At 38.8% G+C, this 16,031-nt stretch carries 15 protein-coding genes; 10 read left to right on the top strand and 5 right to left on the bottom strand.

The genetic code is table 11. The annotated features are described in order from the left end of the window. The first annotated feature begins 213 nt into the window (after positions 1-213). The 5 genes from WC743_RS12605 (at position 214) to smc (ending at position 6,668) form a co-directional block, all read left to right on the top strand. Positions 214-1,008 (top strand): SDR family NAD(P)-dependent oxidoreductase, encoded by a 795-nt coding sequence (locus WC743_RS12605; RefSeq protein ID WP_373012362.1) that lies wholly within the window; start codon positions 214-216, stop codon positions 1,006-1,008. 222 nt (positions 1,009-1,230) lie between these two features. Beyond that, entirely contained in the window at positions 1,231-1,551 is a 321-nt protein-coding gene (locus tag WC743_RS12600; protein WP_373012361.1) for a hypothetical protein, read from the top strand. After that, complete coding sequence (locus tag WC743_RS12595) at positions 1,532-2,188, top strand: ATP-binding cassette domain-containing protein (protein ID WP_373012360.1); 657 nt, start codon at positions 1,532-1,534, stop codon at positions 2,186-2,188. Before WC743_RS12600 ends, WC743_RS12595 begins: the two co-directional genes overlap by 20 nt. 11 nt (positions 2,189-2,199) lie before the next feature. After that, entirely contained in the window at positions 2,200-2,991 is a 792-nt protein-coding gene (locus tag WC743_RS12590) for a PhzF family phenazine biosynthesis protein (RefSeq protein ID WP_373012359.1), read from the top strand. 119 nt (positions 2,992-3,110) lie between these two features. Then, positions 3,111-6,668, top strand: coding sequence for a chromosome segregation protein SMC (gene smc, locus WC743_RS12585; RefSeq protein ID WP_373012358.1), 3,558 nt, complete (start codon positions 3,111-3,113; stop codon positions 6,666-6,668). 62 nt (positions 6,669-6,730) lie between these two features. On the opposite strand, the gene WC743_RS12580 is transcribed toward smc, so the two are convergent. The 4 genes from WC743_RS12580 to WC743_RS12565 form a co-directional block, all read right to left on the bottom strand. Continuing rightward, positions 6,731-8,302: a S41 family peptidase gene (locus WC743_RS12580; protein WP_373012357.1), complete on the bottom strand. Its 1,572-nt coding sequence runs from the start codon at positions 8,300-8,302 to the stop codon at positions 6,731-6,733. A gap of 63 nt (positions 8,303-8,365) precedes the next feature. Further along, the gene (locus tag WC743_RS12575) at positions 8,366-8,983 is read right to left on the bottom strand and encodes an HAD family hydrolase (RefSeq protein WP_373012356.1); all 618 of its coding nucleotides are present in this window, start codon (positions 8,981-8,983) and stop codon (positions 8,366-8,368) included. After that, positions 8,964-9,233, bottom strand: a complete 270-nt coding sequence (locus tag WC743_RS12570) for a hypothetical protein (RefSeq protein ID WP_373012355.1) — start codon at positions 9,231-9,233, stop codon at positions 8,964-8,966. The genes WC743_RS12575 and WC743_RS12570 overlap by 20 nt, the downstream gene beginning before the upstream one ends. A 33-nt stretch (positions 9,234-9,266) precedes the next feature. Next, positions 9,267-9,926: an ABC transporter ATP-binding protein gene (locus tag WC743_RS12565; protein WP_373012354.1), complete on the bottom strand. Its 660-nt coding sequence runs from the start codon at positions 9,924-9,926 to the stop codon at positions 9,267-9,269. A 122-nt stretch (positions 9,927-10,048) separates the two neighbouring features. On the opposite strand from WC743_RS12565, the gene sucC reads away from it, so the two are divergent. The 3 genes from sucC (at position 10,049) to WC743_RS12550 (ending at position 12,745) form a co-directional block, all read left to right on the top strand. Next, entirely contained in the window at positions 10,049-11,284 is a 1,236-nt protein-coding gene (gene sucC, locus WC743_RS12560) for an ADP-forming succinate--CoA ligase subunit beta (RefSeq protein ID WP_373012486.1), read from the top strand. A 179-nt stretch (positions 11,285-11,463) separates the two neighbouring features. After that, on the top strand, positions 11,464-12,000 hold the full coding sequence (locus tag WC743_RS12555; protein ID WP_373012353.1) for a YceI family protein: 537 nt from the start codon (positions 11,464-11,466) through the stop codon (positions 11,998-12,000). 124 nt (positions 12,001-12,124) lie between these two features. Beyond that, complete coding sequence (locus WC743_RS12550; protein ID WP_373012352.1) at positions 12,125-12,745, top strand: L-threonylcarbamoyladenylate synthase; 621 nt, start codon at positions 12,125-12,127, stop codon at positions 12,743-12,745. Positions 12,746-12,758: 13 nt separating this feature from the next. Here WC743_RS12550 and trpA read toward each other — a convergent pair whose 3' ends face one another. Further along, entirely contained in the window at positions 12,759-13,529 is a 771-nt protein-coding gene (gene trpA / locus WC743_RS12545; protein WP_373012351.1) for a tryptophan synthase subunit alpha, read from the bottom strand. A gap of 234 nt (positions 13,530-13,763) precedes the next feature. On the opposite strand from trpA, the gene WC743_RS12540 reads away from it, so the two are divergent. Together WC743_RS12540 and WC743_RS12535 are read left to right on the top strand one after the other, a co-directional pair. Further along, positions 13,764-15,248, top strand: a complete 1,485-nt coding sequence (locus tag WC743_RS12540; protein ID WP_373012350.1) for a sodium:solute symporter — start codon at positions 13,764-13,766, stop codon at positions 15,246-15,248. A 26-nt stretch (positions 15,249-15,274) separates the two neighbouring features. Beyond that, entirely contained in the window at positions 15,275-15,982 is a 708-nt protein-coding gene (locus WC743_RS12535; protein WP_373012349.1) for a TIGR00730 family Rossman fold protein, read from the top strand. Positions 15,983-16,031: the final 49 nt, after the last annotated feature.

The following is a 16,031-nucleotide window of genomic DNA, read 5'->3' as shown; positions in this document are numbered from 1 at the left end:
TTGGATAATCCCGTTATTAATCATACCTGAAAACTAATTAAATTTCTTAAAACTGTAACTTAATACCCTTTGTTATAAATTAAACTAATTTATTACCGGACAGGTATTACACATTAACGGAGGAGAAGTAGTGAACGGATAACAATTATAACCTTGCTATAATTGGCTCGGCTTGATAATTGCTTTAATATAAGACAACTAAAAAATACAACCATGAGTAATGCAAGCAAATACGCGCTTATAACCGGCGCAACAAGTGGTATAGGCAAAGAGTTGGCTAAACTGTTTGCAAAAGATCAATATAACCTGATTATTGTAGCCCGTTACCAGCATGAACTGGATGAAACGGCGCAGGAATTAAGGCAAAATGGAATAGATGTGATCACCATTGCCAAAGACCTGTTTAATCATGATGAGGTGTTTTCGCTTTGCGATGATATCAGGAAAACCGGCATACAGGTTGATGTGCTTGTTAATGATGCCGGCCAGGGTGTTTACGGTCAGTTTAAAGACAATGACATTCATCGTGAATTAAAAATAATAGACTTAAATATTGGTGCGCTAACCATTTTAACCAAGTACTTTTTGAAGGAAATGGTAAGCCGTAATAATGGTAGAATTTTAAATGTTGCATCAATAGCAAGTACAACACCAGGCCCATGGCAAGCAGTTTATCATGCTACAAAAGCTTATGTATTATCATTAACAGAAGCAATTCGTGAAGAAGTTAAGGATACCGAAATTACTATTACCGCATTATTACCGGGTGTAACCGATACCGATTTTTTTGCAAAAGCAGGCATGTTGGATAGCAAGGCGGTTCAGAATAAAGAAGCAATGGCTAACCCTGCTGATGTAGCTAAAGATGGTTATGAGGCCCTGATGGCTGATGAGGACAAAGTGGTTTCGGGTTTTAAAAATAAAGTACAGGTTGCTATGAGTACCATGACCCCAGACAGCACCTTGGCTCATTTGGTTAACGAGCAGCAAAAACCGGTAGAACACTAACAAAGAACAACTAACTTATAATTAACGGGCCTGGTTTATAACCAGGCCTTTTTTTTGTGCTAATACTGTTGTAGGCTAATTCCTCATTACATTTTGGCCCTACCGCTCAAAAGCTGGTATTTGGTTTCCTGAGAGAATGATATTAGATTTGACGCAACAATTAGCCCTTGCCTATGGGGCTAACACAGTTTATCTTTACAGACCCGTTGCTGTTTAAAATACATGTCAAACACCCGTACGCTCATTTGGTATTTTTACAAACCTATTTTTTTGTGGAACATAGCTTTTAGTATTATCTGTGTGGTACTTATAGCCATTTATGGCATTAAAGTAAACGGTTTTGTTTTTTTCTTTAAGCTGATGGGATATGCTTCAACCATATTTCTGCAAAGTTATACAGCTAAAAACGTTTACATGTTTTACCGTAACGCAGGCCGGAGTATAGTGCGAATGTACACCTATACTTATCTCATAGATTTTGCTATTTACGTTTCAATGCTTTCACTTTACCTTTTTATAAGCCATGAATTATTTAAAGGTTGATAGCGTCCAGCTTGAATTTAGCGGCCGTAAAATATTGCAAAGCGTTTACCTCAATTGCATGCAGGGCGAAGTGGTTGGTTTATTAGGCCGGAATGGCTGCGGTAAATCCTCGCTGCTTAAGGTTATTTTTGGTACACTTACACCTAATTATAAGTATGTAAGCATTAATGACCAGTTTATTCATACAGGTTACCTAAACAATCGCATTGCTTACCTGCCGCAGCATAATTATCTGCCGGGCGGTATCAAAATAGAAAAGTTAGCCCGTGTTATTGTAGACCCGGTATCATGGAATGAATTTACAGGGTTGCCTTCTTATCAAAAAAACTATAACAAAACTATTGATGAACTATCAGGCGGCGAACTGAGGCAATTAGAAACGATGATGATCATACACAGCAAAGCCGATTTTATTTTGCTTGATGAACCATTTACTCATATTTCACCTATCCAGGCAGACGAGTTTAAACCGGTTATACGCGCCTGCGCCAAACGCAAGGGAATTATAATAACTGACCATCAGTACTACAACATTTTAGATGTAAGCGACAAAATAATTTTACTTACCGATGGCTGCACAAAACATATCAATAATGTTGAAGAATTAATTACATACGGCTACATTAGCGGTATCTAATACATAACAAGATGACCATACCTATTTACCAGGCCGATGCCTTTACCGATAGATTATTTGGTGGCAACCCGGCAGCTATTTGTCCGCTAACCGAGTGGCTGCCTGATGCGGTAATGCAAAAGATTGCCCTAGAAAACAATCTGGCCGAAACCGCCTTTTTTGTAAAAAACGAGAATGGCTACCTGTTACGCTGGTTTACGCCCGAACTGGAGATAGATCTTTGTGGCCATGCTACATTGGCTTCGGCCCATATCCTGTTCACTGAATTAGGATACGCCGGTGATACAATTTATTTTGATACCGTAAAAGCCGGTACGTTAACCGTAAAGCGCGATGGCGATAGATACGCCATGGACTTCCCATCTCGCCCGCCATTTGCAGCTGATAAGCCAGAAGGCCTGATTGAAGCCCTTGGCGGTAAAAAACCAAAAGAGATACTCCGCAGCCGCGATTACTTTTTGGTTTACGATAACGAAGATGATATATTGGATATGAAACCCGACCACTCCGCTTTGGCTAAAATAGATACGCTGGGCGTTATAGTGACCGCACCGGGCAAGAATGTTGATTTCGTATCGCGTTTTTTTGCCCCTGCCGCAGGCGTACCTGAAGACCCGGTTACCGGCTCGGCGCATTGTAACCTGATACCTTACTGGGCCGGCAAGCTTGGCAAAAACGTTCTGCACGCTCACCAGGTAAGCACTCGTAACGGCGAACTTTGGTGCGAGCTAAAAGGCGATCGTGTAGCAATGGCCGGTAAAGCAATAACTTATTTAAGGGGAGAGATAGAGGTAGAAGTATAAAGATAAAAGCTAAAAGGTGCTGTCTGCTTAAATATCTGACCTTTCGCCTTTAACCTTTTACCTTTCGCCTAAAATATATATCTTACGGGTTGAATTTTTAGATACGGTACACTTCTCTGATGCAGCTTACACAGTTAGAAATCAAGGGTTTCAAAAGCTTTGGCGATAAAATAACCATCAATTTTAATGAGGGTGTTACCGCTATTGTTGGCCCTAATGGCTGCGGAAAATCAAACGTGGTTGATTCTATACGCTGGGTTTTGGGTGAGCAAAGCACCCGTGCACTGCGTTCCGAGAAAATGGATAACATCATTTTTAACGGAACAAAAAGTCGTAAAGCGGCTAATCTTGCCGAAGTATCGTTAACTTTTGATAATACTAAGAACATCCTCCCTACCGATTTTTCGCAGGTTACCCTAACGCGCAGGCTTTACCGGAGCGGAGAAAGCGAGTATTTACTTAATGATGTACAATGCCGCCTGAAAGACATTACCGACCTTTTCCTGGATACAGGTATCGGGGCTAATTCTTACGCTATTATTGAGCTGAAGATGATCGACGAGATCATTAACAACAAAGAAGGTTCGCGCCGTAATTTATTCGAAGAAGCATCAGGTATATCTAAATATAAGCTTCGTAAAAAGCAAACCTTCAGTAAGCTTAAAGATACTGAAGCCGATCTGGAACGTGTTGAGGATTTGCTGTTCGAGATTGAAAAGAACCTGAAAACACTGGAGAACCAGGCTAAAAAGACTGAACGTTATTATCGTTTAAGAGATCAATATAAAACATTAAGCATTTCACTGGCTTCTTTCAAAATAGCCAGCTTTAGCAAATCGCTGGCGTTTATTGAGGAAAAAGAACAGGCGCAACGGGTAGAGAAATCAGGCTTTGCCAGTCAGATTGATATACTGGAAGCCGCTTTACAACAATCCAAACTGGATAGCCTCACCAAAGAAAAAAATCTTGCGGCCCAGCAAAAAGCAAGCAACGAGTTCATAGCAAAGATCCGTGCGTATGAAAGTGAAAAGCGCGTTAAGAATGAACAATTAAAACATCAGCAGGATAAAGAAACCCGGCTTAAAGATGAATTAGAACGCGATAATAATCAGCTTAAACACGTTCAATATAACATTAAGCGGCTGTCTGAAGAAAAGCTGCAGGAAGACGAAAACCTGCATACCATAACCTTACGCGTTGCCGAATTAAAAGAAGCCGTTGATGAATTACGTTTATCGCAAACAGCGGCACGTAATGAGTTAAACGAGTTAAATAGTGTTAATAATCGTTTACAAAATCAGGCATATAAAGCCGAAAAGGATATTGACATCCTGAATATACAGCAGCAGGCCCTTGAACAGGAAAGCCAGCGCAATATGGAGGATACCACCAGTAAGGAAGCGGAGCTCTCCCATTTTAACAAGGTAGTTGCAGAACTGGATAACCGTACAGAAACATTGAAAAATGAGTACGGGCAATTAGTTGATGCTGAGAATAAATTACAAGATCATATTACTGAAACTGAAAACGAACTAAAAACAGTAAACGACAGCATATCTGCTGATGGCCGCAAGCTGGATGCCAAGCAAAACGAGTATAACCTTACTAAAAGCTTAGTTGACAATTTGGAGGGTTTTCCGGAATCTATCCGTTTTCTTAAAAAGAATACCAACTGGGCCAAAACCGTTACGCTGTTCAGTGATATTTTATTTTGCAAAGAAGAATACCGTGTTGCCATAGAGAACTATCTGGAGCCGCTAATGAACCACTATGTGGTGAATACTTATGACGAGGCCATAGCGGCTATAAACCTGTTAAGTAATTCGGCAAAAGGCAGGGCGCAGTTCTTTATTTTGAATAATTACAGCCTCACCCCAAACCCCTCTCCAAAAGAGAGGGACTTAAGTGGTGATTTAAATGATGCTATCCCTGCCCTATCGGTTGTTGAAGTTGAAGACCGTTACAAACCATTATGCACCTATCTGCTTAAAAATGTTTATCTGGTAAATGATAACAACGAGCAGGATATTAACCCGGCCCAGTTGGATGATGATGTGGTACTGATAGGCAAAAGCGGCAAGTTCAATAAATCAAAACATACCATGGCCGGTGGCTCCGTTGGATTATTTGAGGGGAAGCGTATTGGCAGGGCCAAAAATTTAGATAACCTGTTAAAGGAGATCAAACAGGCTGAAGGCAGCATTGCAGGGTTAAAAAGCCGCGGCGAAGAATTACAAAGCAAATTAACGGCCTTAAAGGCATCAGGCAGAGCAGATGAGCTTAAACAAAAGCAACAGGCCCTTAATCAGCTAAATACCGAGCTGATAACCGTTAAAACCAAACAAGAGCAATACCAGGCATTTATAGAGAACAGCTTAAACCGTAAGCAAGACATTGCCAATAAAATAGCAAGCATCAGAGAAGAGATACAAAACCTGGGCCCTTTATTAGCCGAGCTTAAAACGCAAAAACAAATTCAAAGCGACCTGATGCTGGATAAACAGCAGGCGTTTAATGAGTTAAACGAAATGGTATCGGTACAATCAAATACCTATAACCAGGAAAATATCCGTTTTCATCAGCAGCAAAACAAAGTTTCGGGCCTGGTAAAAGACCTGGAGTACCGGGAAACACAGCTGGAGCATTTAGATGTACGCATAAAGCAGAATAGTACAGAGCTGGATAAGGTAAAAGTCCTTATTATGGAAAACCTGCAGCAAACCGGCGATAGTGACGAGAGCCTGCTGGAGATGTATGAGCAAAAGGAATCGCTTGAGAAAGGCACTCACGAAGCCGAGCAGGAGTATTATGCATGGCGCACAAAGATTACTGAAAGCGAGAACGAGGTATCGAAATTAAGACAGAAAAAAGACCAGGCAGAGGCTATTGAGAACGAACTGAAGGACGAGCGCAACAACCTAAAATTAGAATTGAACGCCTTGAAAGAACGCCTGTCTGTTGAGTTTAATGTGGATATTAATGACCTGTTGGATATTGAGGTTAATGCTGCTGAAAATGAAGAAGATATTCGTGAGCGTACCGAAAAAATGAAACGCCAGCTGGATGATTTTGGCGCCATTAACCCAATGGCTGTTGAGGCTTATAATGAAATGAGCGAACGTCATGAATTTATACAGGCACAAAAAAAGGATCTTGCCGAAGCAAAAGCGTCACTGTTAGCCACTATACAGGAAATAGATGATACCGCCCGCGAAAAATTCATGGCTGCCTTTATTATGGTTCGGGAGAACTTTATAAAAGTATTCCGTTCGCTGTTTAATGAGGAGGATTCGTGTGATTTGATATTAAGCGATCCACAGCATCCGCTTGAATCTGAAATAGACATTATTGCAAGGCCTAAAGGCAAGCGCCCCCTATCTATCAACCAGTTATCTGGCGGTGAAAAAACATTAACGGCCACGGCTATCTTATTTTCGCTTTACCTGCTCAAGCCTGCACCATTCTGTATTTTTGATGAGGTTGATGCCCCGCTTGATGATACCAATATTGATAAATTCAATAACATTATTCGCAAGTTCTCTAAAGAATCACAGTTTATAATTATATCACACAATAAGCGAACAATTGCCTGTACTGATATTGTATATGGCGTAACTATGGTTGAACAGGGCATATCAAGAGTGGTACCTGTAGATTTGCGCGAATTAGCCGATTAAAAGCATAAAAAAGGCGGGTAATTTTATCATTACCCGCCTTTTTTATTACAGTTTAGAGTTGATTACTTTTTAAGTTTAAGGCTTTTATTATAGATCATCCCTTTAAACTTATCCTGATCAAGCATTAAGCCTGCAGCGCTTGATTCATCAACAGTAAATGTTTTACGCGCCAAACTTTGTATTACCGGGCCGGTTGCTGTAAAGTTTCCTGTTTTAACATAAGTTAAAGCATGTGCTAATAAGCCTTCTGTAGGGTCGCCAAAGTCTTTAGTAACGTCATCAAAATCTTTCACACCGGGGTATTCTGTTGAGCCTGGCGTCATACCTGAATAATATCCACCTTTAAAGTCTGCATTTTTTGTTTCAAATTCAGGTATATACATCTGATATTTATTAATATCGATATCAAAGAAGCCAACAGGTTTGCCGTAGCTGGCGTTACCAATTAACTTAACATCCAAAGTTTTTATAGCACGGATATTATTTATAGTAAGCTCACTTGCTGATGCGGTAGAGCCTGTTACAATAAAAAACACCTTGCTCAGCAGATTTAATGTAACCGGTATACCTGTTTTAGAGAAATTAACAATGTTACCATTAACTGAATAATCAAACTGACTATAATTATAGGTACCGTTAACATCATCTTTACGAACCTGATTTTTAAGGATACTTGCTTTACCGTTGGTTAATTTATCATTAAAATAGGTGTAGTACATAGGTGTACCATTTTTAGCGGTTGGTGCAATTAAATTAGTTAAGTACTCCGCTGTTGAAACATAACCACCGCCATTATAACGCAAATCAACCACAAGGTCTGTAACACCCTGTGTAGCAAACTCACTAAAGGCCTCATTTAACTTGGCGTTTGCATTTGCTGGCGATGTAAAGCTGTTAAACACAATATAACCAACCTTATGACCATTACCTGCATCAATTACTTTGTGGTTTAAAACCGGGTTAAGCGTATAAGTGGCCACATTTAAATCGGCATTAAATGTAGTACCATCAAACCGTTTCAGGGTCATTGATATAGTACTGCTGTTTGCATAGGCATTAACTACAAAATTCACATTTGTACCGGCGCCTCCGGTACCCGCATCATATGTTAGATTTGTACGCCCGTTAATAGCGGTGATCTGATATCCGCGCTTAATTCCCGCCTGGTCTGCAGGTGAACCCGGGTACACATATCTTACACGTAAGTCATTAATATCATTGTATAGTGGGGCAAAGCCAAAATCACCTTTAATACCATTTAACTCTGATGATACCCCGCCCTCATCAATAAACGAATATTTAGCACTACCCGGGTCGGCAGCATAATATTCATAAGGCTTGGTTGTTTCAGGGTTAATTTTTAATTGTGAAATAATATCAATCTCTTTTTGCAGTGTAGCTAAATCACTGCTGCTACTGATACTGCGCGGGTTAAATTTAGCATACTCAGGAATTGCATCATACCAATAGTAGGCTTCCTGGGCATAAAGAAAAACCGAATCTCTCATCAAATCCAAAGCTGACCCGGTTTTAGATGGTGCAATGACCGGATCGGGAGTATCACTTCCCTTTTTTGAGCACGATGATATTATTACTGCAGACAGCAATATTATTACGTAAAATATTTTTTGCATTGTTTAATGATGTTATATGCTGGTTAACGAATTTGATTATTTATTATTACAATAATATTATTGCTATATAATATCATTTATGTTGATACTATCTATTCCGGTGGTTTCGGCACATAATCTGTCTGTAGCCGAATTCTCAATCATTAATAGATCCCGCCTTTTTAAATTATGCTCTTTCATTAGCAATTCTAAAACATCGGGCTCGGGTTTAGGCACTGTTTCATTAGCAAAATAACAAACAAGATAGGGCTCTAAACCATGCCATTCTATTTGTTTTAATTTATTAAGCTGCTGTAACGGATTGCCATTTGTTACTATAAACAGCTTTTTACGATCTAAAACAACATCCTGCAAAAAGGTAAGGATATTTTGATATAAAAGCAATTTTAACGGAAGTTTAGCACTTAATAACAACAACTCTAAGTTAGATCGGTATTTATCATCTACATTCAATTTTGCTTTTATTTCGTCAAATACAGCGGCTTCTCCTATTTCATTATACGTTGCAACCATCAAATCGGTTGTCTTTTTCGCATCAGAAAGATCAGTGTATTCTAATAAACTGGCAAATAAATAATATACCTGATATATATAATCCTTTTCGGGATAAAGCACATTATCAAGTTCAAAAATAAACGCTTTCTTATGCGGTTCTATATCGTTATAACTCGTTCCTACCATCAATAATATTGATATTATATTCTTTAAATAATTGTTCAGATATTAATAATATGTTCAATTCATCGTTTGTTAGCAGATATAAAGCTTCAATATCATTATCAAGACAAATTTTAAGCATTTCATGTGTGTAAGTGTCTGTTGCAGGGTTAGGCAGCTTAACTATATTTTTAAACATAAAAGCAGGCAAATCGGCATGGTCCCCTAATAAAACAGCATCATTGCCAAGCCTGTTTTTAAGCTTATGTGCCATGGCCAAGGTAGCGGAGGTAATTAATACTTTCAATTATAAGCTATTTACTATCATTCCATCTTTCATCAATATGGTACGGTCGGCCATATCCGCAAGATCTTCGTTATGGGTTACTATCACAAAGGTTTGGTCAAAATCATCACGTAGCTTTATAAATAGCTCGTGCAGCTCCAACGCGTTCACCGAATCAAGGTTACCGGAAGGTTCATCAGCAAAAATCAATGCTGGTTTATTTATTAATGCCCTGGCTACTGCCACGCGCTGCTGCTCCCCACCCGAAAGCTGGGCGGGCTTATGCATAACCCGCTGGCCTAAACCCAAACGTTCCAGTAGTTCTTTTGCACGTTTTTCTGCCTCGGCACGTGGCACACCTGCAATAAATGCCGGGATGCATACATTTTCAATTGCATTAAACTCCACCAGTAAATGATGAAACTGAAATATGAAGCCAATTTTTTGGTTACGGAATGAGCTTAAGTTTTTATTGTTTAATTTACTTACTTCGATGTCCTCAATAAATAATTTGCCCGAATCGGGATTATCAAGTGTACCTAAAATATTAAGCAAGGAGCTTTTACCAGCCCCGGATGCCCCTACTATGGTCACTATCTCACCTTTTTCAACCTCAAGATCAACACCTTTTAATATATGTAGCTGCCCGTATGATTTATTTATTGATTGCGCTTTAAGCATGTGCAAATGTAATAATTAGAGATTAGTTAGCCAGAGATTAGAGATTAGTTTAACAATTATCATATGAAAGTTAAATTTATAGTTATACTAACAACAAATCTCTATCCTGTTAATTATAATCTCTGAAAAGAAATTGTAGATTTACCGCAAATTCTTCAAATAACATGAACATTCACGAATATCAGGGCAAAGCGATACTTAAAAGCTTTGGCGTAAGAGTACAGGAAGGCATAGTTGCAGATACACCTGAAGAGGCTGTTGCTGCTGCTCAGAAAATGAAGGAAGACTTCGGGTCGGACTGGACAGTTATAAAAGCACAGATACACGCTGGTGGCCGCGGTAAAGGCGGTGGTGTGAAACTGGCTAAAAACCTTGAACAGGTTAAAGAAATTGCAGGCAAAATAATAGGCATGCAGTTGGTAACCCCTCAAACCGGCCCCGAAGGCAAACTGGTTAGTAAGGTTTTAGTTGCACAGGATGTTTACTATCCGGGCGAAAGCGAAGTAAAGGAATTTTACATTAGTGTATTGCTTGACCGTGCTAAAGGCCGTAACATCATCATGTATTCAACCGAAGGTGGTATGGATATTGAAGAAGTAGCACACTCAACCCCTGAGCTGATCTATAAGGAAGAGATTGATCCTAAAGTAGGCTTGCAAGGTTTCCAGGCACGTAAAATTGCCTTTAAACTGGGATTGTCAGGTGATGCCTTTAAGGATATGGTGAAATTCATAACCGCTTTGTACAAGGCTTATGATGCTACTGATTCTTCTCAGTTTGAAATTAACCCGGTTTTAAAAACATCTGATAATAAAATATTAGCGGTTGATGCTAAGGTTAACATAGATGATAACGCTTTATACCGCCATCCGGATTATGCAGCAATGCGCGATACCGCTGAAGAAGACCCTACCGAAGTTGAGGCAAGCAAATCAAACCTTAATTATGTTAAGCTTGACGGTAACGTTGGCTGTATGGTTAATGGCGCAGGCTTAGCAATGGCAACTATGGATATTATTAAAATTGCCGGTGGCGAGCCAGCTAACTTCCTTGACGTTGGCGGTACTGCTAATGCGGCAACAGTTAAGGCTGGTTTTAACATCATTCTGCAGGATCCTAATGTTAAAGCTATCCTGATAAATATTTTTGGTGGTATTGTACGCTGCGACCGTGTTGCCCAGGGTGTTATTGATGCTTATAATGAAATTGGAAATATCCCTGTTCCTATCATCGTTCGTTTACAAGGCACCAATGCCGAAGAAGGTAAACAACTGATTGATAACTCGGGTTTAAAAGTATACTCTGCTATCCTTTTAAAAGAAGCTGCTGATCGTGTTAAAGAAGTGTTAGCGCTTTAATAATAATAACATAATATACTAAAAGGGGCTTATGCCCCTTTTTTTGTGCTTATTTGTTAAACAATTTATGTTTGTAAACGCTTAATATTCTACATTATAATCTGATTGTAAATGTTTAACTAAATAATAGATGTTTAAACATTTAATATTTACCTTTGTCTCAACAAAACATTAAAAAAATGGCAACATCAACTAAATGGGTATTAGACCCAATGCACTCAGAAGTACAATTTAAGGTAAAACACCTTGTAATATCAACAGTAAGTGGTTTCTTTAAATCATTCGAAGGTGAACTGGTAACAGTCGACGATAATTTCGAAGATGCAGAGATCAGTTTCTCATTAGATGTGAATAGTATTGATACTACACAGCCACAAAGAGATGAGCACTTAAAATCTGCTGAATTTTTTGACGCAGCAACCTATCCAAAAATTTCATTCAAATCAACATCTATTAAAAAAACAGGTGATGATGATTATAAATTAGTTGGCGATTTAACAGTAAAGGATGTTACTAAACCAGTGACCCTTGATGCTGAATTTGGCGGTTCAACTGACGATTTTTATGGTAACACAAAAGCAGGTTTTGAAGTAACCGGTAAAATTAACCGTAAAGACTTTGGCTTAACCTGGGATGGCGTAACCGAAGCCGGCTCTATAGTAGTAGGTGAAGACATTAAATTGAACATTAACGTACAGTTTGCTAAGCAAGCATAAATAGTTATCAGTGATTAGTTGATTAGAGATTAGTTACTGGTATATAATTGTAAAAGAAAGCCATTCGTTAAACCGGATGGCTTTCTTTTTAAAACTATTTACTGGTTATATTTGCTTTATAATTATGCTAATAAAAATTTATCCTGAAAACCCAAATCCAAAAGCTATAGAACAGGTAGTAGAGGTACTGCGCAAAGGTGGTATTATTATATACCCTACCGATACGGTTTACGGGTTGGGTTGCGATATTACCAACCAAAAGGCTATTGAGGCCATCTGCAAGATCAGGAATATAAAGCCTGAGAAAGCCAATTTCTCTTTTATATGTTATGACCTGAGCCATATTTCAGATTATATTAAGCCAATTGATAACACCACCTTTAGAATATTAAAGAAAGCATTACCCGGCCCTTTTACTTTTATATTTAATGCGAGCCATGCTGTACCTAAATTATTAAGCTCCAACAAAAAAACGGTGGGCATACGTGTCCCTGATAATAATATAGCCCGCGAAATTGTAAAAGTATTGGGTAACCCTATCCTATCCACATCTATCCATGATGAGGACGATATTATAGAATATTCTACCGACCCCGAATTGATTCATGAAAAATATGAGAACCTTGTGGATATAGTGATAGATGGTGGCTATGGTGATAACGTACCATCAACGGTAGTAGATTGCACATCAGGCGACTTTGAGATCATCCGTGAAGGTAAAGGCGAACTGGAAGAATATTTGTAGTACGATCCTAAAGTTAAGATTTAATATTGCTGATAAACGCCGGGATCTTATCCATATAATTATCCTGAGCTAACAGCTTCACAAAAGCGCTGCCTACAATAGCCCCATTAGCATACTCACAAGCTTTACTGAATGATTTGTGATCTGATATACCGAAACCAATAATCGTAGGGTTCTTCAACTCCATGCCTTTTATGCGGGTATAATAGCTTTCAATACTATCTGTTAACTGCAAATTGCCACCTGTTATTGATGATGACGACAAAAGGTAAATAAAGCTATTGCTCAATTCATCTATCTTCCTGATACGCTCCTCTGATGTTTGTGGGGTAACCAAAAATATATTGCTCAGGTTATTATCCTCAAAGTAGTTGCTGTAAAGCATCTCATATTCGTACATCGGTAAATCTGGTACTATTATGCCATCAACGCCAACGGCTGCGGCTTCTTTGCAAAAACGCTCTACACCGTACTGCACAATTGGGTTTACATAGCCCATTAATAAAATAGGGATGCTTACACGTTGCCTCAGATCTTTCAATTGTTCAAACAGTACATTAAGGGTCATGCCGTTTGTTAAAGCTGTTTCTGAGCTATGCTGAATAGTCGGCCCATCTGCTACCGGGTCTGAATATGGAAAACCTATCTCCAGAAAATCAGCACCTGCTTTTTCCAACGCTGCGGCAATATCAACCGTAGTGTTTAGTTCGGGGTACCCTGCTGTAAAATATATAGATAGCAGATTTTCTTTTTTTGATGCAAAAAGCTGGTTCAGTCGGTTCATGGGTGCAGTACTATTAGCCATATATTTTTCCCATCAGCAATTTATCTGTGCATCCGGACTACAAAAATATTGTTATTTAATATCTTTTCCGTTTTTATACGGATATTCTTTTACTTAAATACAGGTAGCGTTTCAACACAGAATTCTCTGTGGTTAATAATTTTTGTTTACTAAACGTTAAACTCATACTTTAGGGCAAACTGTTTTAGCTGTTCAATTAGTTATTGATAAATTATGAGCCCCGGAATTTTACTTACTTTTATTATTGGATATTTTTTGGTTTTACTGGTGATATCCTACCTTACCTCCAAAAAGTCATCTGATAACGATACCTTTTTTGTAGCCAACCGAAATTCCAAATGGTATCTGGTAGCATTCGGGATGATTGGAACCGCACTAAGCGGCGTAACCTTCATATCTGTACCCGGCAAAGTAGGTGCGCCAAGTGGCGACCAGTTCGCTTATTTTCAATTTGTATTAGGTAATGCCGCAGGGTTTATAATTATAGCTACGGTATTACTTCCGTTATATTACCGTTTAAAACTCACTTCAATATATAGCTATATAGAAGGCGCATTAGGTACCTGGAGTTATAAGACAGCGGCGGGGATCTTCCTTATCAGCCGTACAATCGGTTCTGCTTTCAGGTTATATCTGGTTGTTATTGTATTACAGAGATTCATTTTTGACAGCTATCATGTGCCCTTTGCAGCAACCGTGCTAATATGCCTGGTGCTCATATGGTCATACACATTTAAAGGCGGATTAAAGACCATTATTATAACAGATAGCTTACAAACCCTATTCCTGGTATCATCGGTATTCCTATCTATATTTTTTATATGCCGAAGCTTGCACATGACTATATTTGAAGCAGCAGAAACCATTAAAAATAGCAGTTATTCCAAGGTGTTCTTTTTTAATGATTTCCTGAGCAGTAAGTTCCATTTCAGCAAAGAGTTTTTGGGCGGTTTATTTATCACTGTAGGTATGACCGGCCTTGATCAGGACCTGATGCAAAAAAACCTAAGCCTTAAAAATATCCGCGAAGCGCAAAAGAATATGTTCAGCTTTACGGCGGTTTTTGTGGTGATCAATATCTTCTTTTTAAGTGTAGGCGCGTTATTGTATATCTATGCGCAACGATACGGTATAAGTGTTGAAAAAACCGACTACCTGTACCCTACCATCGCGCTGCAATACCTGGGTATTATACCGGCAATGGTATTTATGCTGGGTTTAACAGCTGCTACTTTTGCCACAACAGATTCGGCCTTAACCGCTTTAACTACTTCGTTTTGTGTTGATTTTTTAAACTTTAATAAAGGTAAGGACGTAAATAGTAAAAAGATGATAAGCCTGCGCCATTATGTACATGTAGGCTTTTCAGGTTTGATGTTCCTAACCATTATTATATTCAATGCTATAAATAACGATGCTGTAGTAAGTGCCATATTTAAAGTAGCATCTTATACTTACGGGCCGTTATTAGGGTTATATAGCTTTGGTTTGTTTGTAAGTAACAGGCAAGTGAAAGATAAGCTGGTACCTTTCATTTGTCTTATATCTCCGGCCATTTGTTATTTCCTGAGCATTGAATCAAAAGAATATTTGGGCGGTTATGTTTTTGATAACGAATTAATCATTGTTAACGGATTAATTACCTTTGTCGGCCTATGGATCACCTCAAGTGAAAAAACAAAGGTGGTGGCTTTATAGTTATACAACATTCTATTATATATAACATGACAGGTGAAGATAAAATAAGACAAGCATTTGAAAACAAGAACTGGCAGGAAATTAAAGTAACCGATTCCTGGCAGATATTTAAAATAATGGCCGAGTTTGTTGACGGCTTTGAGAAATTAGCTAAGATTGGGCCTTGTGTGTCTATATTCGGTTCGGCGCGTACCAAAAACGACAATAAGTTCTACAAGTTAGCAGAAGACACCGCCCGCCTTTTAACCGAACGTGGTTATGGTGTAATATCTGGTGGTGGCCCTGGTGTTATGGAGGCGGCCAACAAAGGTGCTTATGAAGCCGGCGGCAAATCAGTAGGGTTAAATATTGAACTGCCGTTTGAGCAGTTTCACAATAAATATATTGATAGGGATAAGATCCTGGAGTTTGATTACTTCTTTATCCGTAAGGTAATGTTTATGAAGTACTCGCAGGGGTTCATTATATTACCGGGAGGGTTTGGTACCATGGATGAATCATTTGAGGCGATAACGCTGATACAAACCGGTAAGATTGCCCGTTTCCCAATTGTATTTGTTGGTGTTGATTACTGGAGCGGATTATTTGAATGGGTTGAAAAAAGGATGCTGAAAGATGAGCATAACATTAGCCCTGATGATTTGAACCTTTACCGTGTAGTTGATACTGCCGAAGAAGCCGTTGGGCACATCTTCCGCTTTTATGAAAAATATGTGTTAAAACCGAATTTTTAACGATTACGTTATCATAAAAAAAGGCCCCGTGTTTCGGGGCCTTTTTAGT

The sequence above is a fragment of the Mucilaginibacter sp. genome (assembly GCF_041660805.1).
Classification (GTDB): Bacteria; Bacteroidota; Bacteroidia; order Sphingobacteriales; family Sphingobacteriaceae; genus Mucilaginibacter.
The sequence above is the reverse complement of the archived record's forward strand: the minus strand, read 5'-3'. Positions and strand labels throughout refer to the sequence as shown.

What these genes read in the sequence shown, in the direction of transcription:
- WC743_RS12565 (WP_373012354.1), bottom strand. Translation starts at nt 9,926, where the DNA reads ATGCTTAAAGCGCAATCAATAAATAAATCATACGGGCAGCTACATATA.
- WC743_RS12550 (WP_373012352.1), top strand. Translation starts at nt 12,125, where the DNA reads ATGCTAATAAAAATTTATCCTGAAAACCCAAATCCAAAAGCTATAGAA.
- trpA (WP_373012351.1), bottom strand. Translation starts at nt 13,529, where the DNA reads ATGAACCGACTGAACCAGCTTTTTGCATCAAAAAAAGAAAATCTGCTA.
- WC743_RS12575 (WP_373012356.1), bottom strand. Translation starts at nt 8,983, where the DNA reads ATGGTAGGAACGAGTTATAACGATATAGAACCGCATAAGAAAGCGTTT.
- WC743_RS12580 (WP_373012357.1), bottom strand. Translation starts at nt 8,302, where the DNA reads ATGCAAAAAATATTTTACGTAATAATATTGCTGTCTGCAGTAATAATA.
- WC743_RS12595 (WP_373012360.1), top strand. Translation starts at nt 1,532, where the DNA reads ATGAATTATTTAAAGGTTGATAGCGTCCAGCTTGAATTTAGCGGCCGT.
- WC743_RS12535 (WP_373012349.1), top strand. Translation starts at nt 15,275, where the DNA reads ATGACAGGTGAAGATAAAATAAGACAAGCATTTGAAAACAAGAACTGG.
- smc (WP_373012358.1), top strand. Translation starts at nt 3,111, where the DNA reads ATGCAGCTTACACAGTTAGAAATCAAGGGTTTCAAAAGCTTTGGCGAT.
- WC743_RS12540 (WP_373012350.1), top strand. Translation starts at nt 13,764, where the DNA reads ATGAGCCCCGGAATTTTACTTACTTTTATTATTGGATATTTTTTGGTT.
- WC743_RS12555 (WP_373012353.1), top strand. Translation starts at nt 11,464, where the DNA reads ATGGCAACATCAACTAAATGGGTATTAGACCCAATGCACTCAGAAGTA.
- WC743_RS12590 (WP_373012359.1), top strand. Translation starts at nt 2,200, where the DNA reads ATGACCATACCTATTTACCAGGCCGATGCCTTTACCGATAGATTATTT.
- WC743_RS12570 (WP_373012355.1), bottom strand. Translation starts at nt 9,233, where the DNA reads ATGGCACATAAGCTTAAAAACAGGCTTGGCAATGATGCTGTTTTATTA.
- WC743_RS12600 (WP_373012361.1), top strand. Translation starts at nt 1,231, where the DNA reads ATGTCAAACACCCGTACGCTCATTTGGTATTTTTACAAACCTATTTTT.
- WC743_RS12605 (WP_373012362.1), top strand. Translation starts at nt 214, where the DNA reads ATGAGTAATGCAAGCAAATACGCGCTTATAACCGGCGCAACAAGTGGT.